Source organism: Acidovorax sp. Leaf160, from assembly GCF_001424265.1.
In the GTDB taxonomy this organism is placed as follows: domain Bacteria; phylum Pseudomonadota; class Gammaproteobacteria; order Burkholderiales; family Burkholderiaceae_C; genus Paracidovorax.
Genome location: NZ_LMOV01000027.1, coordinates 125,265 through 144,049, shown reverse-complemented (window position 1 = coordinate 144,049; position 18,785 = coordinate 125,265). Strand labels below are relative to the sequence as shown.

General features: G+C 68.3%; 14 protein-coding genes. 6 read left to right on the top strand and 8 right to left on the bottom strand.

The features are described from left to right. Nucleotides 1-27 precede the first annotated feature (27 nt). Nucleotides 28-1,020 carry a tripartite tricarboxylate transporter substrate binding protein gene (locus tag ASF94_RS18095; RefSeq protein WP_056669760.1) on the top strand — a complete coding sequence of 331 codons (993 nt, stop codon included), beginning with the start codon at nt 28-30 and terminating at the stop codon, nt 1,018-1,020. Nucleotides 1,021-1,032: 12 nt separating this feature from the next. Here ASF94_RS18095 and ASF94_RS18090 read toward each other — a convergent pair whose 3' ends face one another. Further along, nucleotides 1,033-1,719, bottom strand: a complete 687-nt coding sequence (locus tag ASF94_RS18090; RefSeq protein WP_162244648.1) for a lysozyme inhibitor LprI family protein — start codon at nt 1,717-1,719, stop codon at nt 1,033-1,035. Between the two features lie 295 nt (nt 1,720-2,014). Here ASF94_RS18090 and ASF94_RS18085 point away from each other — a divergent pair, with 295 nt between their 5' ends. Then, nucleotides 2,015-2,449, top strand: coding sequence for a pyridoxamine 5'-phosphate oxidase family protein (locus ASF94_RS18085; protein WP_056669754.1), 435 nt, complete (start codon nt 2,015-2,017; stop codon nt 2,447-2,449). A 31-nt stretch (nt 2,450-2,480) separates the two neighbouring features. Here the strand turns inward: ASF94_RS18085 and ASF94_RS18080 are convergent, their stop codons facing one another. From ASF94_RS18080 to ASF94_RS18065, 4 genes are all read right to left on the bottom strand, one after another. Beyond that, complete coding sequence (locus ASF94_RS18080) at nt 2,481-3,197, bottom strand: SOS response-associated peptidase (protein ID WP_056669751.1); 717 nt, start codon at nt 3,195-3,197, stop codon at nt 2,481-2,483. 145 nt (nt 3,198-3,342) lie between these two features. Beyond that, nucleotides 3,343-4,164: an OBAP family protein gene (locus tag ASF94_RS18075; protein ID WP_056669747.1), complete on the bottom strand. Its 822-nt coding sequence runs from the start codon at nt 4,162-4,164 to the stop codon at nt 3,343-3,345. 240 nt (nt 4,165-4,404) lie between these two features. Then, nucleotides 4,405-8,016 carry an IPTL-CTERM sorting domain-containing protein gene (locus ASF94_RS18070; RefSeq protein ID WP_162244647.1) on the bottom strand — a complete coding sequence of 1,204 codons (3,612 nt, stop codon included), beginning with the start codon at nt 8,014-8,016 and terminating at the stop codon, nt 4,405-4,407. A 241-nt stretch (nt 8,017-8,257) separates the two neighbouring features. After that, entirely contained in the window at nt 8,258-9,016 is a 759-nt protein-coding gene (locus tag ASF94_RS18065) for a response regulator transcription factor (protein WP_056669741.1), read from the bottom strand. 50 nt (nt 9,017-9,066) lie between these two features. Between ASF94_RS18065 and ASF94_RS18060 the strand changes: the two genes are divergently transcribed. Together ASF94_RS18060 and ASF94_RS18055 are read left to right on the top strand one after the other, a co-directional pair. Further along, complete coding sequence (locus tag ASF94_RS18060; protein WP_082493400.1) at nt 9,067-11,187, top strand: sensor histidine kinase; 2,121 nt, start codon at nt 9,067-9,069, stop codon at nt 11,185-11,187. Nucleotides 11,188-11,316: 129 nt separating this feature from the next. After that, a complete protein-coding gene (locus ASF94_RS18055; protein ID WP_235505423.1) occupies nt 11,317-13,566 on the top strand; it encodes a TonB-dependent receptor in 2,250 nt (749 codons plus the stop codon). On the opposite strand, the gene ASF94_RS18050 is transcribed toward ASF94_RS18055, so the two are convergent. Together ASF94_RS18050 and ASF94_RS18045 are read right to left on the bottom strand one after the other, a co-directional pair. Continuing rightward, nucleotides 13,506-14,174, bottom strand: coding sequence for a 2'-5' RNA ligase family protein (locus tag ASF94_RS18050; RefSeq protein ID WP_056669738.1), 669 nt, complete (start codon nt 14,172-14,174; stop codon nt 13,506-13,508). The genes ASF94_RS18055 and ASF94_RS18050 overlap by 61 nt on opposite strands. A gap of 112 nt (nt 14,175-14,286) precedes the next feature. Further along, nucleotides 14,287-14,841 (bottom strand): hypothetical protein, encoded by a 555-nt coding sequence (locus ASF94_RS18045; protein ID WP_056669735.1) that lies wholly within the window; start codon nt 14,839-14,841, stop codon nt 14,287-14,289. Nucleotides 14,842-15,110: 269 nt separating this feature from the next. Here ASF94_RS18045 and ASF94_RS18040 point away from each other — a divergent pair, with 269 nt between their 5' ends. Then, complete coding sequence (locus ASF94_RS18040) at nt 15,111-15,749, top strand: MBL fold metallo-hydrolase (protein ID WP_056669731.1); 639 nt, start codon at nt 15,111-15,113, stop codon at nt 15,747-15,749. A gap of 115 nt (nt 15,750-15,864) precedes the next feature. Here ASF94_RS18040 and ASF94_RS18035 read toward each other — a convergent pair whose 3' ends face one another. After that, nucleotides 15,865-17,295, bottom strand: coding sequence for a PLP-dependent aminotransferase family protein (locus ASF94_RS18035; protein WP_056669727.1), 1,431 nt, complete (start codon nt 17,293-17,295; stop codon nt 15,865-15,867). Nucleotides 17,296-17,426: 131 nt separating this feature from the next. Between ASF94_RS18035 and ASF94_RS18030 the strand changes: the two genes are divergently transcribed. Continuing rightward, nucleotides 17,427-18,716 carry a hydroxymethylglutaryl-CoA reductase, degradative gene (locus tag ASF94_RS18030; protein WP_056669725.1) on the top strand — a complete coding sequence of 430 codons (1,290 nt, stop codon included), beginning with the start codon at nt 17,427-17,429 and terminating at the stop codon, nt 18,714-18,716. Nucleotides 18,717-18,785: the final 69 nt, after the last annotated feature.

The window sequence follows — 18,785 nt, the reverse complement described above, 5'->3', positions numbered from 1 at the left end:
ACGTCAGAAAACCAGGAGACAAGCATCGTGCGCAGCATTCATCTTCTCGGCCGCCTCGCCCTCGCAGCCGCCTTCTCGCTCGGACTCACCTCGGCCGGGCTGGCCCAGGGCAACTACCCGAGCAAGCCCATCCGCCTGGTCGTGCCCTACCCCGCCGGAGGCGCCACGGACGTGGCTGCGCGGACTCTGCAGCCACGGCTCCAGGAAGAGCTGGGGCAGCCGATCATCGTGGAGAACCGCCCCGGCGCGGGCGGCAACATCGCCATGAGCCAAGTCGCGCTGAGCGCCCCCGACGGCTACTCGCTGGCCATCACGCTCACGGGCATGCTGTCGATCAACCCCGAGATCTACAAGAAGCCGGGCTTCGCCGCGGCGGACTTCGTGCCGGTGGCCCGCGTCTCCCTGGCTCCGCTGATTCTGGTCGTGCCGGAAAAGTCGCCCTACAGGAACGTGAAGGAACTGCTGGAGGCCGGCAGGAAGGCGGGCAAGGGCGGCATGGCGTATGGCTCCGCAGGGGCCGGCGGCCTGTCGCATCTGGCCTCGGAAGCGGTCAACAGCCACGCCAGCGGCCATTTCACGCATGTGCCCTACAAGGGCGGCGCGCCGCTGGTGCAGTCGTTGATGGCCAACGAGGTGGCCTGGGGCCTGCTGGGCACGGGCGATGTGCGCAGCTTCATCCAGTCGGGCAAGCTCCGGGCGCTCGGTCAGCTGCGGCAGGGCCGCTCGGAACTGTGGCCGGACATCCCCACCCTGACGGAGCAGGGCGTGCCCGGCGGAGTCGACTTCGACGTCTGGTTCGGCGTGGTGGCACCTGCCAAGACACCCGCGCCCATCGTCAAGCTGCTGGGGGAAAAGATCGCCAAGATCACCGCGGAGCCCGCGTTCCGCCAGCGCCTGCTGGACCTCGGCGGCGTGGCCCCGGCCTCCGACAACACCCCCGAGGCATTTGCGGCGGTCCTGCAGCGCGAGCTGGCGGTGCTGCCCAAGGCAGCGAAGGAGGCGGGACTGCAGCTGGATTGAGCGGTCTGCAGCTCAGTACCGGCAGTAACCTTCATCCTGGGAGACCACGAGGCAATCCCTCTTGCCTCGCAAGGCACTGCGGTTCACGGAATCGCCCGGGCCCGGGCGGGCCGTCTCCACGACGCCGCCGCGCTCGAAGCGAAGTCCGGCCGCCGTGAGGGTGCCAGCGAACGTGCCGCGCATCCCCGCGTCCAGCCCCCACTGGTTCTCGATGGAGAACCCTTCGCCCTTGCGGGAGATCTTCATCACCGTGCCCTCGCCGCCGCGCCAGCGGCCGAGGAAGGCGGCGGCGGGCCACGGCCCCTCCGCCGTGGCTTTTGGCGCAAGCCTGGCTTCCAGCGACGCGGCGCGCTCCTTCGTCACTTCCACCCAGCAGCGGGCGACGGCGATCGATGCCATCGACCCGCCATCGCGCCCCTGGGCAAGGCAGTCGCGGTCCCGCGACTTCAACCAGCCCCGTTGTTCCGTCAACAGCTTCTTTTGCGCCGCTGCGCCCAGGCTGGCGCGGACTTCGGCATAGCGCTGGCTCATCTCGGCATCGGCAACGCGCAGTTCGTGGGCCGCGCAGTGCTGCATCTCCACGGTCGAGACGCACTGCTGCGGAGGCGCGCCGCTGAAGGCTGGATTCTTCATGAAGGCGCCCGCGGTATGCGCTGCGGCGGAGAGAGGGAGGCCGAGGCCGAGGGTGGCGAGCGCCATGCCGGTGGCAAGTACTTTTTTCATCTGATCCGCTGGTGAAAAGGGTCGCTGGGAGGTCGCTGGGAGGTCGCTGGGAGGTGACCGCCCATGCTACGGCGACGGCCTGGCGAACGGTGTCAGGCATCGGCGTGTCAGGCATCGGCGGGTCCTTTGCGGTGCGCCTCCACTGCGCCACGGCGCCGGTCAGGCGAACGGGCGAAATCGGCTGCGCCGGTTTGGCGCTGCGGGACTACAGCGTGCCAGCCCGAACCCCCGGCTAATGGGCGGTCTTGTTCCAACGTCTTCGGAGAACCCCATGGCTGAGATGAGCTTGCAAACCCTGTCCGACGCAATGCGCCGCATCGATTTCGGAATGCTTTCGACCCGCACCGAAGGCGGAGAGATCGCTAGCCGCCCCATGAGCAACAACGGCGAGGTCGAGTACCGGGGCGACAGCTATTTCTTCACCTTCGAGGACGCACGCACCGTGGGCGACATCGAACGCGATGCGAAGGTGGGGCTGACTTTCTCCGGCACGGCAGATCGCTCGGGCGGCCCGGGACTGTTCATCGCCATCGAAGGGCATGCCGAGTTGATCCGGGACAAGGCGCAGTTCGCCGAACACTGGACGAAAGATCTGGACCAGTGGTTCGAGCAGGGCGTGGACACGCCCGGGGTCGTGATGATCAAGGTGCACGCCAACCGCATGCACTACTGGAATGGCCCCCATGAAGGCGAAATTCCGCTCTGACCCGGCCGGCCCGTCCGCAGCACCCGCACGATCAGAACAGCATCGGCGCGTTGGCCGGTGCTGACGGCGGCTCAACCTCGGCCTCCACGGGGCCGGCGTCATAGACGTCGGGCGGAGCCAGCCGCAGCAGCGCCTGTGCGTCCCGCAGCGTTCCGGACAGCCACTGGTCGTAGTCCTCGGGCGACAGCGCGATCACGCTGCGCTGGTCCTGCTGGTCGGCCGCCCGCTTCGGATTCGGCTTGTGCATGCGTCGCATCAGCGGGTCGGCGTCGGCGTTGAGGGTCAGCATGGTGTAGCTCTCGCGCACCTCGCCGCTGGCGGGGTCGGTCCAGGTGTTCCACAGGCCGGCCAGGCCCCACAGCTCGCCGTCCGCGCGGCGAAAGCGCCACCACACGTTCCTGCCGGTTTCCCAGTTCGGCTCGTCGAAGGTTTCGGCCGGAATGATGCAGCGCTGCCCGCGCGCCCACGGGTCCTTGTAGCTCGCCTTCTGCGCCAGCTCCTCGCTGCGCGCGTTGTTGGTCGGGTACTTCGGCCGGGGCTCCTTCGCGAACCAGGGGATCAGGCCCCACTGCCCCACCACCAGCTCGCGCGAAAAGCCCGCGTCAGCCTTCGCGCGGCGCACGAACGGCCCGTTGCCATGGGGGTAGAGCACATCGTCCCACCAACGGCCATTGCCCCGGCCGTTGCTGATCTCCCAGCTTTGTTCGATGGCCTTCGCGTCAGCCGGTGGCTTGTAGGTGTTGCACATGCGCGCTCCTCCAACAGAAAGGGTGAGCCTAGAGGCCGATCCGCATCCCACGCCGTAGGAAGGTGCCGGCAGGCGCCGCACGCCTGCAGGCGCGGCCGGGGGCGCCCCACCCGTCAACCCGCAAGGCCGGCTCCAAGCTGCGCCTCTACGGCTTGTTGGACCGGGCGTTGACGTCAGGCCCCTGGTTGCCCGCGCCTCGGGTGGGCGCTTCGTGCGCGTGCTGGCTGCCGGTGGGGTCGGCAAGCTGCACGACCCGGCCCTTCTGCCAGGCATCCGCACCCGGGTCGATGGCGGGGGTGGCCAGGTCTTCGCGGCCCTTGCGCTTTTCAGCGCTGTCGATGCCCAAACGCCGGTCGCGCGCCGCCACCATGGCCGGGTCGGTCTGCCCGTCGGCGGTGAAGCCCATCATCAACTGGGGAACGCCGAGCGGGAGTGGCTTGTCGACATCGGTGTGCCAGGTGTGCCAGGTCTTGCCGTAGGTGCCGATCAGCTTCTTCATCAGCTCCTTCTCGGCCACATCGGGAATTCCGGGTGCGGCGAGCTGGCCGGACTGGACCTCGTGCACATGGCTGTGCCAGAGGGCCTTTTCCTCGGCAGGCAGGGCCGCGAACAGCGTGGCGCTCACGATGTATTCGACACCCATGATCTTGGCGTCCTGCTGGTTGCCGTCGAAGATCACACACTGCGTCACGTCTTCGTTGAGGATGGAGCAGTAGTGATGGGCCTCCATCTGCACCCCGGGGCGGCCGTTGTAGAAGTGAAAGCCGTTCAGGTAGGTATTGATGGCTTCGACCGGCGGCTTGTTCTGAAGCGCCATCGCGCCAGCTTCCAGGACCCGGGTCTTCACGGTTTCCGGCGCGCCGGGTGCGGCCACATTCGATGCGGTGTTCCTGTCGCCGCACGCTGCGAGAGCGGCGGCGGCGGCGGCGGCCAGCAGCAGCGTGGCCGCGAGGGGGGTGAATGTCATGGTGGGCCTCCGATGTCCGTCGGCCCAACTTATGGCGGGGCTGCCGCTACGGATGTAGGACCCGGCGGATGGTCACTCCTTCGTTCGGCACCCACCCGCCGGCTGCGATCGACGACCAGCAATGCGCTGCCGGGGGCTCTGCCGCTTCCAGCTGCGCTGCGAGCGACTGGGCAGAGGCTTCCCCGGCAGAAAAGCCCCGCAGCCGGGGACTGCGGGGCCTTCGTGATGCATCCCACGAACTCAAGGACGCGCCGGAGGGGCGATGAGTCCCCTGCGCCGGATCGCCAGCGCGCCCACCAGGAGGGAGAGGACGATCAGCGCCCACTGCGACAGGGTGGGGACGGGAGTCACGGGAGGGGTTCCGGCCGGTTGGGTGACGGTGGAGCAGTTGTTCGCGCTCACCGGATCACCTGGCATGTCGACACAGGCCGTGTTGCTCAGGATGGCGTCGCCGGTGTAGGGGGAGTCCACCTTCACGCGCAACGTGAAGGCCGTCGTTGCGCCGGCAGCCAGACTCGGGATGACACAGGTCAGCTGGCGGGTGGCCGCAGCGTACGAGCACCCTGCGGCCGAGACGAATGACAGCCCGGCTGGCAGCGTATCGGTGACCTGGACGCCGTTGGCAGCCACGACGTCACGGCCACTTCCTGCCGCCTGGTGGTTGGTCACCGTCAGCGTGTAGTCGAACTCGGCACCTGGCAGCGCCTGGCCTGGCGCCACGGTCTTGGAAATGCCGAGATCGATCGCATCCCCTGGCGCGGGCCCGGCGCGACTCGTCGTCGTGTCCTCGTTCACCTCGTTGTTGGTCAGCTGGACTTCGACCTCGTCCACCGAGACCACGGCCTTGTTGCCCTGCGTGCCCGAATAGTCACCCGCCGTGATGATGCTTTCGGCGCGCATCCGGTAGGTCAGTACGACCTCGTTGGCCACGCCGACGGCCAGAGTGGGGAACGTGCAGCGCAGCGTGCCGGTCATCGCGCCGATGGCGGGCTCGGTGCATGCCGGCGTGACGGTGGCGCCGGCCACCGACGCCGTCAGCTGGCCCTGGTAGCTGAAGCGGGCCGTGTTCCCCGCGTTCGGGAAGGTATCGACCAACACCAGGTTGGTGCCGTATGAAGGGCCCGCATTGCGGATGTTGATGCGATAGGTGGTCTCACCGCCCAGAGGGACCGGATCCACGGTGTCGGTCTTCTGAACCAGGATATCGACCAGCGAATCGGTGATGGTCGCACTGACGTTCGCCGAATTGTTGGTGGTGTCGGTCTCGGTATCGGCGGCGCCGACTGCGACGTTCACCACGTTGTTGATCGTGGTGTTCAACGCGGCGGCCAGCGGCCGCACGGTGAACGTCACCGTGCGGTTGCTGTTGCCGGCCACGTTCGTCCAGCGGCACGACAGCGTGCCGCCAGCGCCCACCGTGGGAACGGACGAGCACACCCCGCCGTTGGATGGCGTGCCCACGCTGATGAACGTCGTGTTGGCCGGCATCACGTCGGTGATGACCAGTTCATTGGCCGTGGAGGGGCCGGCGTTGCGCGCAGTGACGGTGTAGACCATCGGCTGGCCCACCCGAACGGCACTGCTGGGGTTGACCGTCTTGGCCACCGTGGCATCGACGCGGGGCAGGATGCTCGTCGTCACGGAAGCGCTGTTGTTGCCCCGGATGGGGTCGCCGATGTCGAGGGAGTTCACCGTTGCGGTGTTGGTGCGCGCCAGCGGAGCCGCCGTCGTGTTGTTCGGCACGACGGTGATGGTCACCGTCTTGGTTTCACCCGCGGCCAGCGTGTGCAGATTGCAGTCAATGCTTGCTGAGCCCGTGTTGCTGGGCGCAGTTGGAGTGCAGGAGTCGCCCGCTGGAGCAATGATGGACACCAAGCCTGGCGATCCGGCGCTGGTGAGCAGATCGTTCACGGTGTCGTAGACGTGTACCTGCGTTGCGGCGTTGGTTGTCGAGCGGTTCGTGACCTGCAAGGTGTAGGCAAGGGGTTGCCCGACCACCACCGAAGCCTGCGAGGCGGTTTTCGTGATCTGAAGATCCGCCGAGTCGTTGGATTCGGTACCGGTCGTTCCGGTCGACACGCAATTGGTACGGAAGCCGCCGCCATCGCCAGCCTCCCGCGGGCCCGCGCCGCTCAGACTCACGCATGCGGAGTTGGCGACCGCGCCGGGCACTGAATTCGACACAGGCACGACGAGGTTGGGTGCAGCCGTGCCGGAAGACGCGTTGAATCCCAGATTGGCCGTTCGCAGGTTCAAGCAGGACAAGGTCACGGCATCGCCGTTCGTGGGATAGCTGACAGGGGCGTTGTCAGCGGTATAGGCACCCGTGCAAGTCCACCCCGCGCTGGTGACAGGAGTCCGTACCACCATGCCCGCAGGGAGGTTTTCCTGCACGCGAATCGTCTGGCCGGCCAACACCGGCATCGGGCCGTAGTTGCGCACGACGATGGTCCAGTTGTACGGTGCGCCCACGACGACGGGGTTGACGTCCGAGGTCTTGGCGATGCCCAGGTCGGCCGAGTTGTTCACCGTCACCGTGGAGGTGTTGTTGCTGCCGGTCGGATCCGGCTGATCGGCCGTCACCTCGCCCGTGTTCGGGATGTCGCCCACGCCTGTCACTTCGGCCACGAGGGTGATCGCAGGCAGCGCGGTGTAGGGGCCACCCACATACGTGCCTGGGTGCACGCAAGTCAGCGCATCCGTCTGCGTCGCGCTGAAGTCGCAGGTCCAGGGAGCTGGAGCACTGTGGGACACGTAGGCCAGCCCGGCGGGCAATGCGTCGCGCACGGTGACGCCCGTGGGCGCACTCCCGCCTTGCTGCCGCGGCGTGAGCGTGTAGGTCGCCCTCGTGGCGGTTCCCACTGCGCTCAGGCTGGCAGTCTTGTCGATGCTCATGTCCGTGCCGGCGCTGAGAGCCACAGGCACGGTCGCCGTGTTGTTCCCGGTGTCTCCATCAGGGAAGTCGGAGCGCACATCGAAAGTCGCAGCGACGCTGCCCGTCACGTTGGCTACCGCAGGGACGGAAATGGGGGGATAGCTGGAGCCTGCAGCCAGGGCGTCGTCGCGGGAGCAGGTGATCTGGGCGCCCGGCGCGCCTTCGGCCGGAGCGGTTCTTGGGTAGCCGCTGGCTGGCTGGCACGACCAGCCGGAGCCCGTCGGCACCCCCCGCACGGACGAGCCTGCGGGCACGTTGAACGTGACGACCGGCGCTTGCCCGGCCGGAAGTGGGTCCGGCCCGGAATTGCCGACGGCAAGGCTGTAGGTGTAGGGAGTGCCGGCGGCCACCGGTCCCGCGCCGACCGAACTGGTGGCCGTGATCGCCAGGTCGGCGGCGGCCACCACGGTGATGTTTCGCGTCAGGGAGTTGTTCGCAGCGTTGGAATCCGGCGTCGACGCATCGATGGAAGCCGAGTTGGTCCACACCGTCGCGGAGGGCAGCCGGACGCGCAGCGTGACGGTGCGCTTGCTTGGATACGGCAGGGAGCCCCATGCGCATTCGTAGGGCGGTGCCGCTGTGCACGATCCGCCATCGCTTGCGGTCATGCTCACGAAGGTCGAGCCGGCGGGAATGCTGTCCGTCAGCACCACATTGCTCGCAGCGCTCGTGCCGTTGTTCTGCACGGTCATCGTGATGTTGGCGATCCCGCCAGCGGGCACGGGATCGGGGGCGACCACGTGCTGCGCGAGCACCAGGTCGGCACTTTGTCCCATGGCAGCCGAGGAAAAGCCCAGGAGCGGGAGCAAGAGTCCCGCTGCCAGTGCCCAGCTGCGGGCTTTCACATAAGGATTTTCAGGAGGAACTTGCGGAGCGACGGCGTGGTCGAACTGCGCCAGGTGACGTGGAGTGTCCATCGGGAATGAGAGCCTTGAGCGTGCAACGGCGCCGAGTCTCCCGAGAAGGCCCGCGGCATTCATCCATGTTTCATCACCGTTCCTGACCGTTCCTGACCGCCGCCCCTCGGGCACGGGCGTCGATGGATCGGTGTGGAAAGTCGGCAATCAGTGGCAGGCACGCGCCCTTGTGCCCTTGTGCCCTCATTCCCTCATGCCCACGGGATCGGCAGGGCCGCGCCTGGCAACGCGGCGGTGGGTGTCAGCGCACCAGCACGTATCCCGTGCCACGGACCGAATGCAGGGGCAACTGCATGCCCTGTTTTTCGGCCTTGCGCCGGACACGGCTGGCGATGGCGTCGATGCGGTGTCCATCGAAGTCGAAAACGTCGCCGCCCAAGGCGCGGATGAGGTCGTCCCGACTCACCGCGCTCCCCCTGCTCTTGAACAGGCGCGCAACGAAGACGCGCTCCGTGGTGGTCAGCTTCATGCGACGCCCCTCGGGATCGCACAAGACCCAGTTGCCCTCCAGGAGCCGCCATTCATTGAGGTGCGGGGGCTCTGGTACCGTCGCCGCCGACACCGATGCAGCGGAAAGCACGGGCGCTTGCCTCGGCGCAGGGGGAGGCTGGTCACGGTGCAGCCGCCGCCCCAGGGCGTTCAGCGTCTCGGCGAGCTCTTCCAGGTGGACCGGCTTCACCAGGTAGGCGTCGGCACCTTGCCGCAGGCCGTTCAGGCGGTCCTCCAGCTGGCCGCGGGCCGTGACGAGCACGAGCCCCACGCCGCGGATGCTGCGCAGGTGAGCCACGATCGACAAGCCGCTCTCACCGGGAAGGCCGATGTCCACCACCGCGATGTCGCACGGCGCCAACGCAAAGGCTTTGTAGAACGCTGGCGCGGCCGCAAAACCTTCGGCTTGGAAGCCCAGCTCCCCCAGTGAGAAGACCATTTCGTCGCGGAGATCGTCGTCGTCCTCGACAACGTAGATGCGCGAGGCGAGATGAAGGCTTGCCGATGACATGACAATAATTGTAGATTCGCACGCTTTACGCTCTGCCCCGGCTGGCCGGCATGCACGGCCATTCCATGCCGCCCTATCTGTCCCCTGTTGCCCTCGTCTGCTGGCATTTCCGGGTGCTGCGTTGTCTTGCGCTGGCCCTGGCAGCCGCCGTGGTGGCGATGTCCCCCGCGCATGCGGTGGTTCTGGGCGCCAGCGAGGGCCTGGAGGCACCGAAAGAGCTTGCCGGTGCCTTGTGGATGCACACCGATCCGTCCGGGGCACAGACCCTGGAAGACGTGGCCCACGGCGCGCAGCAGGACCGCTTCGTCCAGCTGCCGGGCGCCGTGGAAAAGAGCTTCACGCGGGAGACGGTGTGGGTGCGCTTCACCTTGCAGCGGGCGTCCGAGTCCGGGGCGAGATGGCTGCTGCGGCTGCGCCCTCCGCGCATCAACGACGCAACCCTCTATGCGCCGGACGGCCACGGCGGCTACGCTGAAACCCGGCTGGGCGACCGCCAGCCTTTCACGGGCCGCGCCGTCCCCGATCACCACTTCGTCTTTCCGGTCGATGTCGCACCCGAGCCGCGCGCGTACTACCTGAAGCTCAGCAATGCGGGCGTCCCGCTGCGGGCTGAAATCGACATCTGGCAACCCGCGGGGTTCGAGCGCTTCCAGAAGCGCGACTACACGGCCATCGGTGTCTTGCTGGGCGCTGCGCTGCTGTCGGTCTGCATGAACCTGATCTTCATGTCGTGGCTCAGAGACACGCTGTACGGACACTATGCGCTCTACGTCATCGCCATCGCGGGCTTGGCCATGGCGCGTCTGGGCTACCTCGCGGAGTGGGCGCTGGACACGCGCCCGGACCGTGTCGCGCAAGCGGTGCTGGCCGTCAATTGCCTCTTCAACACGGTGGCCACCCTGTTCATGGCGCGTCTGTTCGGCTTCCGCAGGCATTGGCCACCCGCCTCCCGATGCTTCATGGCCGTCGCTGCGTTCAACCTGGTGGCGTTCGGGCTGGCGCTGACGCCCCTGCACGTACCCATCGGCCCTTGGGTCAGCCTGGTGGCGACAGCATCGACCGTCTTCGGTGCGGCTTTCGTGCTCTATCTCATCGCCGTCCGAAGGCAGGTGCAATACCTGCTGCCCGCGGCAGCGTTTTCCGTCGGCACGTTGATCGGGCTCTACAACCTGGTCAAGTTGTGGCTGGGCGACGCCATTCCGGGCGCTGCCCCCGAGCACCTTTACCTGCTGGGAGTCCTGGTCCATCTCATCTTGCTGAACGTCGCCGTCGCGGACCGCACGCGGCGTGCCGAGCGGGAAGTGCTGCGGCAACGCGAGCTGGCGCTGTCGGCTCGCGCTGCCGCCGAGCAGGCGCTGGAGTCCACCGTGGCACGTCGCACGGCCGAGCTGGCGGGCACCAATGCCGCATTGCGCGACGAGATCGGCAAGCGCGGTCGGCTGGAGGCACGACTTCGGCAGTCCTTGGAGGAAACCCGCCGGATGGCGGACCAGCAGCAGGAATTCGTCTCCATGGTTTCGCATGAATTCCGTACGCCGCTGGCGGTCATCGACGCGGCAGCCCAGTCGCTGGACCTGTCCAGGTTCGGCCGGGAGTCGACGGTACAGCGCAGGACCGAGCGCATCCGCCGGTCGGTGCTCCGCCTGTCCCTGCTGATCGAGAACATCTTGATGGCCGACCAGCTCCGCCTTGAGGAGCGCTCCCTGCGGCTGCAATCCATCGACCTGCAGGCCGTCGTGCATCAACTGTGCCAAGGGTTCAACCACGCCGGGGCGGAACGGCTTCGCCCCATCACGCAGGGCCCGCTGGAGGTCGTCGCGGACCGGGCCCTGATCGAGATTGCGCTACAGAACCTGATGCACAACGCACTCAAGTACTCACCACCGGACAGCAGCGTGTCGGTCACGCTGGCCGGTGTCGGCAGCACTGTCCGCATCGATGTCGCCGATGGCGGGCCTGGCGTTCCGGCAGCGGACCTCGGCCACATCTTCGACAAGTACTTTCGCTCCGACACGGTGGCGACCGTCGCCGGCTCGGGCCTGGGGTTGCATCTCGCACGCGAGATTGCCAGGCGCCACGGCGGCGACGTGCTGCTGGCCGAGAACAGCCCGCACGGTGCCACCTTCCGCCTGGATCTGCCCGTCTTCGGCCCCACGCCGGAAAAGCCATGAGCCGCCCGGGCCGATCAGTGCCCGCCTGTTGAGACAGTGACCTGTTGCCCCGCTTCCATGCCGTTTTCGCCCACCGCCATCTCTCGCCGCTTCGCGCTTGCGCCCCTCTTGTGGAGCATGGCCGTTGGCATGCCGCCCTCCGTGGCCGCCGCACAGCCGCTGGATGGAGGGGAGTTGCCGCCCGTGACCGTGAACGCCCGTGGTCACGAAGAGCCAGTGCAGTCCGTTCCCGTGCCCGTCACGGTGGTCGGGGAGCGCGAGATCGACGCGTTGCGCATGCAGCGCCTGGACGACCTGGCGCAGCAATTGCCGAGCACGAACATCGCCACACCCGACGCGCGCCGCCTCACCATCGCCGTGCGGGGCATCGGCCTGAACCCCAGCAACGACGGCCTGGAGGGCAGCACCGGGGTCTATATCGACGACGTCTACCTGGGCCGCGCGGGCATGGCCGCATTCGACCTGCTGGACGTGGAAAGCGTGGCCCTGCTGCGGGGGCCGCAGGGCACGCTCTTCGGCAAGAACACCACCGCAGGCGTTCTGAGCGTGCACACCAGGCCGCCAGCCTTCGAGCCGGAGCGAAGCGTCCGGTGGACGACCGGTGCACGCGGGCTGCGACAGGCACAAGCCATCCTGTCGGGCCCGCTGGCCGAAGACGCGGCAGGCCGCTTGCTGGTGTACGACTCCCATGAGCCCGGGGCGATCACCAACCTCTACAACGGAGAGCAGCTGGGTGGCAGCGATCGCTCGGGGGTGCGCGCACAACTGTTGGCGCGCGAGGGCGCCGGATGGGAGCTTCGCCTCATTGCGGAGCACCACCGCGAGCGCGGCAGCAGCGGCACGGCAGTGACCTATGGCCTGGGCCCCGGCCTGGCCCTGGCGCGGGCGATCGCGGGCGGCGCGACCGGCATCGTCACCGACCCTCGCCGGCGCGAGATCAACGTGGACGGAGAGGAATCTGCCCGCAGCGATCAGAACGCGCTCTCCGCCCAGGCACGCTGGCGCCTGGCCTCGGGCGCGGAGATCACATCCATCACCGCCGCACGCGGCTGGCGCTTTACCCGGATCACCAACGACAGCCTGAACATTCCGGTGCTGCTGGAAGGAGGCAGCGCCCTGCGGCAGCAGCAGGTATCGCAGGAACTGCGGCTGGCTGGCCCGCCCGGTGGAGCGCTGGATTACGTCGTCGGTGCCTACCTGCTGCGCCAACGGACCCGCAATGCCGGATGGACCGACTTCGGACCCCGCGCCGATCTCGTGCTGCAAGGCACGCCCACCCCGGTGTTTGCGAATGCCTACAGCATCAACCACGGTTCGCTGGACACGCAAAGCCATGCGCTGTTCTCCCAGGCCACCTGGCACTCCACGGACCGGCTGGACATCACTGCGGGGCTGCGCATCACGCAGGAAGCCAAGGAGGCGCGCATCCACCGGGGGGACTCCATCGGCGGCTCGCCGGCCACCGCCAGGCTGCGGAACAACCCGCTGGTACTGGGCGCCTACGACACCGGCCCGCTGCGCACGCGCCAGTTCAGCCCTTCCGGATTGCTGAGCGCCAGCTACCAGTGGGAGCCGGCACTGCTGGGATACGTGAGCTTGTCGCATGGGGAAAAGTCCGGCGGCATCAATCTCGCAGGGCCGGGCGCCGCTCCGGGCCCCCTGGGCGTGGAGTCGCTGATGGTCGGCCCCGAACGGATAGACAGCCTGGATGTCGGCTTCAAGAGTCGCTTCCTCGACGACCGGCTGCACGTCAACCTGAATGTCTTCGCGGCCAGGGTCGGCGGCTACCAGACCGCCTACCTGGTGCCGTCCGGCGCAGGGGTCGGCAACTTCGTGCAGATCCTGACCAATGCGGGGGATGTCCGGTCGAGGGGCGTTGAGCTCGAAGTCAAGGGTCGGCCGGCCCGGGGGCTGACGCTCTGGTCGAACGGGTCTTTCAACGATGCGCGCTACGCGAATTACGAGAATGCGCCCTGCCCGCCGGAGACCGCCCTGGCGCAGCCGGCCGCCCGCTGCAGCCTGTCGGGCCGCCAGGTGGCCGGTGCGCCGCGCTGGATGTTCCGGGCCGGCGGGGAATACCGCTACCGCTGGTCGCCCTCGGTCATCCATGCCGTGACAGCAGCCTATGCCTGGCAGTCCGGCAAGGACGGCACGCTGGACGCCTCGACCTATGCCCGCACGCCCTCGTACGGCGTGTTCAACGTGGCCAGCAGCTGGGACCTGGCGGAAGGGGGCCGGCTGTGGAATCTGTCGCTGTGGGTTCGCAATGCGCTGGACAAGCGGTACTTCCCGGCGGTGACGGCCACAGCCAACGGTGCCTACGTGGCCACGGTGGGCTCCCCGAGGACCCTGGGCGTCACCCTCAAGGTGGATTTCTGAGGGGCTGAGTGCGCGAGGGCGTCAGATCCGACGACCTGGTTTCCTGCCCTGCCCGATAACGGAAAAGTCGCTGCGTGCCGCCACGGACCGCCGACGTAGTACCAGACCTGAAGGCCCACGGCGGCAATGTCGTGCGGCTCGAGCGCCTGCTCGAGTTCGCCGTGCAGCTGCCTGGCGGCGGCAGGCGACACCTTGTTTTGCACCGTGATGTGCAGGGCTCCCCGCTTGGCCCGGTCTTGCGGGCCCAGAAGCGAAGACCAGCGCTCGGCCAGCGCGCTGCGCAGCCGCACCGCCTGCCCGGACGACAAGGCATAGGCCACGCCGGCGCCCAGAAACTGCACCCGGTCCACACGCAGCCCGAACGGCTCGGTGATGGATGCGAGCGCTTGCGCATCCCGCAACACCTGAACCAGGGAGCCGACGGGCAGCGCATGGAACAGCGTGATGTGCGCGTCCAGCCAGTTCCGATGCACAGGGAAATGCTGGTGCCGCAGCGCGGTGAATCGCGCCGAGGCTGCCGGATCCATTTGCAGCGTGACGATGAGCGCGGTCGCATCCGGCGCGACAGCCCGCCCGCTTCGGGGCCAAGGCTGGAGTGACTCGGTCATGGGCTTGCATCCATTCAGTGGCATCGTTCAGTGAGGTGATGTCTTCCATGCCCAGGCTTGGGCTGGGCCTGGGCATGGGCCTCGCCACAAGACGGGCGCGGGCCGGCGCTGGTCACGAATCGAAGGGCGCCGGCGTCCAACCCAGCGCGCGTTCGATCGCCGCACGGTTGCGGGTGGCGATCACCGCCGGCACGCGCCGGACGTACTGCTCGGCGTGCGCCCGCTCCTTGCCGGTCAGCGCGTCGAGATACCGGACTGCATCGTCCTCGGAAGGCACCTGTCCATGGGTGCCGTCGCACCGCGGTGGCAGAGCGGTCCAGACCACGGCGTCGATGCCCTTGGCACGCGCCCAGGCGCGAATGGCTTCGCCGGCCGCTCCCTGCCGATCCGTCTCGGTATCGCCCACCCATTCGGGGTGGTCAGGGTCGATCTCTTCGCGCTGGCGCAGCAGCTCGCGGGCCTGGCGCAGGTCGGTGGACGAGAGCATCGCCCACCATACGGCCTGCTCCTCTGCGCCAGCGCAGAGGACGGTCGCCAGCTCGCCGTGATCGCCTTCGCGCGCGAATTCGATGGGAAGCCGTGGGCCATCGTCGTGCCACTCGGACGCCACCGGAAGCACCCCCGATTTCCAGATGAGAGAACCCCAGCCAAGGCAAGCAATGTTCATGGTCGATGAGTGGTCGGCGCCGGGACACTCCGGCTCCGCCAAGCATCGGCGGCGCCGCCCGGGCACGGCGTAGGCTCCGTGCTGCAGAGTTTGAAAGACGCCGGCACGCCATCAGCGCACGGGTAGCGCACGGGTGATCGGCAGGCGCCGTGCCGTCCTCACGGACAATGGAAAATCCGCAAGCCGGCCCCAGCAACCGCCACCCCACCGTCGCCCCCAATCGCCCCTCGCCCATCGCCCCGTTCGGGACAACCACGCCGACCCGCCCCATGCTCCACTACCACACCATCCCCGTCACCGCCTTCCAGCAGAACTGCTCGCTCCTCTGGTGCGACGCCACCTCCGAAGCCACGCTGGTCGACCCGGGCGGCGACATCGACCGGCTGCTGTCCGCCGTGGCCGAGCGGGGTCTCTCGCTCCAGCAGATCTGGCTGACCCATGCGCACATCGACCATGCGGGCGGCGCGGGCGAGCTGGCAGAGACGCACCAGTTGCCCATCACCGGCCCGCACCCGGGCGACCAGTTCTGGATCGATGGACTGCCGCAGCAAAGCGCGATGTTCGGCTTTCCGCCGGCGCGCTCGTTCACGCCCACACGCTGGCTGCAGGACGGCGATACGGTGCAAATCGGGCAGGAGACGCTGCATGTGCGCCACTGCCCCGGCCACACGCCCGGCCATGTGGTGTTCCATGCGCCGCAGATCCAGCGCTGCTTCGTGGGCGACGTGCTGTTCGCCGGCAGCATCGGCCGCACCGACTTTCCGCAGGGCAACCACCAGCAGCTGATCGACAGCATCGTGCAGCGCCTCTGGCCCATGGGCGACGAGACGGTGTTCATTCCCGGCCACGGGCCGGAGAGCTCGTTCGGACGCGAGCGGCGCAGCAACCCTTACGTGGGCAATACCTGACGCGGCGGGGCGCGGGCCAGCCTTTTGCTCCTATTTTTATAGCTACAAGCCCAGTTATATCAAGCGCCCGCGGCCATTTTGACTCGAATCCTGGCAGCCCCATCGCCGGGAAAGCTCAGGGCGAACCCGCCCGGTCACCGGCCTGGGGCAGCACGCCGGCCATTGCCGACGCGAAGCGCGCGTCCGCCATCGCGCCCACGTTGCAGCGCGACCAGCGCGATGGCACGGCCGCATCGACCTGGAACACGCGGCCGGGCGCCATGGTCAGCTTGCGGGCCATGAGCTGCTCGGCCAGCGGCAGCGAATCCGCCACGCCGGGGAAGGCCACCCACAGGTAGAGGCTCTGCGCGCTGCGCGCGAACACCTCGCAGCCCGCGCCGTCCAGCCAGGCCAGCGCCTGGGCCGTGGCCTGGCCCAGCTTCTGACGCAGGCGCACCAGGTGGCGGGCGTAGTGGCCCTCGCGCAGCATCACGTCCACCATGCGCTCGCAGTACTCCGAGCCGCTCACGTGGATCAGCGCCTTCAGGTCGGCTAGGTCGCTGGCCAGCGCGTCGTTGCAGGCGATGAAGCCCACGCGCAGCGCGGCCGAGAACGACTTGGAAAAGCTGCCGATGTAGATGGTGCGCTCCAGCTGGTCCAGGGTGGCCAGGCGCACGGCCGAGGTGGGCTTGAAGTCCGCCAGCGGGTCGTCTTCCACGATCAGCAGGTTGTGGCGCTCGGCCAGCTGCAGCACCTTGTAGGCCTTGGCGGCGGTGATGTCCGAGCCCGTGGGGTTGTGCGCCAGCGATTGCGTGAAGAACAAACGCGGGCGCTCCTGCAGCAGCAGGGTTTCGAGCGCCGCCACGTCGGGCCCGTCGGCCATGCGCGGCACGCCGATCACGCGCGCGCCGGCCAGCTGGAGCTTGCCGAACAGCGGGTAGTAGCCGGGCTCGTCCACCAGCACCGTGGCGCCCGGCGGCACGAAGTAGCGGATGACCAGGTCCATCGCGTCGTTGGCGCCGTGCGTCAGCACCAGCTGGCCGGGCGTGGCCTGCAGGCCGAAGTCGCCCAGCTTGCGCACCAGGCTGTCCCGCAGCGGCGCGTAGCCGTAGCGGCTGCCGTAGCGGAAGAGCGACCCCAGACCGGTGCGCACCACCTTCTGGTGATACCGGTCCAGCCGCATGTCGGCCAGCCATTCGACCGGCGGAAAGCCGTCGCCCACGGCCACGGCATCGGGCTCGGTCTTGAGCTGCTCGCGCATCAGCCAGACGATGTCCATCGCGCGGCCCAGCTGGCCGGACTCTTCCTGCGCCCGTTGCGCGGCCCGCGCCGTGCCCAGCACGTAGAAGCCCGAGCCCCGGCGCGGCTCCACCAGCCCGCGCGAGACCAGCAGGTCGAACGCCGCCACGATGGTGTTCTTGGCATAGCGGTGCAGCTGCGCCAGCTCGCGCAGCGACGGCAGCTTGTCGCCGGGGCGGTAGACGCCGTCCGCGATCTGCTGGCCGATCAGGTCGGCCAGCTGGCCCGCAATGGGGGCCGAACGCGCCCGCTTGTCTGGCTTCTCCATGCCCACTCCCCGTTCCCGTTCATGTTGCACTGCGATGGTACTGTTCCCGCAAACTGTACCTTTCTAAAAGGGTACACCTTGCCTACAGTCCCGCGATCCGATGGATTCATGACTTTCAGGAGATCGCCTTCATGGTTGCCGATTCGCGCCTGCCCCAGTTCCGCTCCCTCACCCCCGCCCAGCGCTGGGACTTCCTCGCCGACGCCTGCGGCATGACCGACGCCGAGCGTGCGCTGGTGCGCCAGCCCGGCGCCCTGCCCCCGCAACTGGCGGACGGCATGATCGAGAACGTGTTCGGCACGTTCGAGCTGCCGATGGGCGTGGCCAGCAACTTCCAGATCAACGGCCGCGACGTGCTGATCCCGATGGCGGTGGAAGAGCCCTCCATCGTCGCCGCCGCCTCGTACATGGCCAAGCTGGCCCGCGAGGGCGGTGGCTTCCAGACCTCCAGCACCCTGCCGCTGATGCGCGCCCAGGTGCAGGTTGTGGGCATCACCGACCCGTACGGCGCGCGCATCGCCGTGCTGCAGGCGCGCGATCGGATCATCGAGCGCGCCAACAGCCGCGACAAGGTGCTGATCGGCCTGGGCGGCGGCTGCAAGGACATCGAGGTGCATGTGTTCCCCGACTCGCCGCGCGGCGCGATGATCGTCATGCACCTGATCGTGGACGTGCGCGACGCCATGGGCGCCAACACCGTCAACACCATGGCCGAATCGGTGGCGCCGCTGGTGGAGGAGATCACCGGCGGCGCGGTGCGCCTGCGCATCCTCTCCAACCTGGCCGACCTGCGGCTGGCGCGCGCCCGCGTGCGGCTCACGGCCGGGATGCTGGCGACCCAGGAGCGCAGCGGCGAGGAGATCATCGAAGGCATCCTCGACGCCTACACCTTCGCCGCCATCGACCCCTACCGGGCCGCCACGCACAACAAGGGCATCATGAACGGCATCGACCCGGTCATCGTCGCCACCGGCAACGACTGGCGCGCGGTGGAAGCCGGCGCGCATGCCTACGCCTGCCGCGGCGGCCACTACACCTCGCTCACGCGCTGGGAGAAGGACCGCTCCGGCGCGCTGGTGGGCACCATCGAGCTGCCCATGCCCGTGGGCCTGGTGGGCGGCGCCACCAAGACGCATCCGCTGGCGCGCCTGGCGCTCAAGATGATGGATGTGAAGACCGCGCAGGAACTGGGCGAGATCGCCGCGGCCGTGGGACTGGCGCAGAACATGGGCGCCCTGCGCGCCCTCGCCACCGAGGGCATCCAGCGCGGCCACATGGCCCTGCATGCCCGCAACATCGCCCTGGTGGCCGGCGCGACGGGCGACGAGGTGGACGCCGTCGCCAGGCGCCTGGCCGCCGAGCACGACGTGCGCACCGACCGCGCGCTGGAAGTGCTGCAGGAACTGCGCGCCGGCGCCTGAGCGTTCCGCACGGCTGCCGGCCGGGCGGCGGTGGAACGCCCGGTCACGGCCTGCGGGCGCCACGGCTGC

Excerpts from the sequence above, each read along its gene's own strand:
- ASF94_RS18090 (WP_162244648.1), bottom strand. The coding sequence starts at position 1,719 with ATGGCGCTCGCCACCCTCGGCCTCGGCCTCCCTCTCTCCGCCGCAGCG.
- ASF94_RS18085 (WP_056669754.1), top strand. The coding sequence starts at position 2,015 with ATGGCTGAGATGAGCTTGCAAACCCTGTCCGACGCAATGCGCCGCATC.
- ASF94_RS18080 (WP_056669751.1), bottom strand. The coding sequence starts at position 3,197 with ATGTGCAACACCTACAAGCCACCGGCTGACGCGAAGGCCATCGAACAA.
- ASF94_RS18075 (WP_056669747.1), bottom strand. The coding sequence starts at position 4,164 with ATGACATTCACCCCCCTCGCGGCCACGCTGCTGCTGGCCGCCGCCGCC.
- ASF94_RS18070 (WP_162244647.1), bottom strand. The coding sequence starts at position 8,016 with ATGGACACTCCACGTCACCTGGCGCAGTTCGACCACGCCGTCGCTCCG.
- ASF94_RS18065 (WP_056669741.1), bottom strand. The coding sequence starts at position 9,016 with ATGTCATCGGCAAGCCTTCATCTCGCCTCGCGCATCTACGTTGTCGAG.
- ASF94_RS18060 (WP_082493400.1), top strand. The coding sequence starts at position 9,067 with ATGCACGGCCATTCCATGCCGCCCTATCTGTCCCCTGTTGCCCTCGTC.
- ASF94_RS18055 (WP_235505423.1), top strand. The coding sequence starts at position 11,317 with ATGCCGCCCTCCGTGGCCGCCGCACAGCCGCTGGATGGAGGGGAGTTG.
- ASF94_RS18050 (WP_056669738.1), bottom strand. The coding sequence starts at position 14,174 with ATGACCGAGTCACTCCAGCCTTGGCCCCGAAGCGGGCGGGCTGTCGCG.
- ASF94_RS18045 (WP_056669735.1), bottom strand. The coding sequence starts at position 14,841 with ATGAACATTGCTTGCCTTGGCTGGGGTTCTCTCATCTGGAAATCGGGG.
- ASF94_RS18040 (WP_056669731.1), top strand. The coding sequence starts at position 15,111 with ATGCTCCACTACCACACCATCCCCGTCACCGCCTTCCAGCAGAACTGC.
- ASF94_RS18035 (WP_056669727.1), bottom strand. The coding sequence starts at position 17,295 with ATGGAGAAGCCAGACAAGCGGGCGCGTTCGGCCCCCATTGCGGGCCAG.
- ASF94_RS18030 (WP_056669725.1), top strand. The coding sequence starts at position 17,427 with ATGGTTGCCGATTCGCGCCTGCCCCAGTTCCGCTCCCTCACCCCCGCC.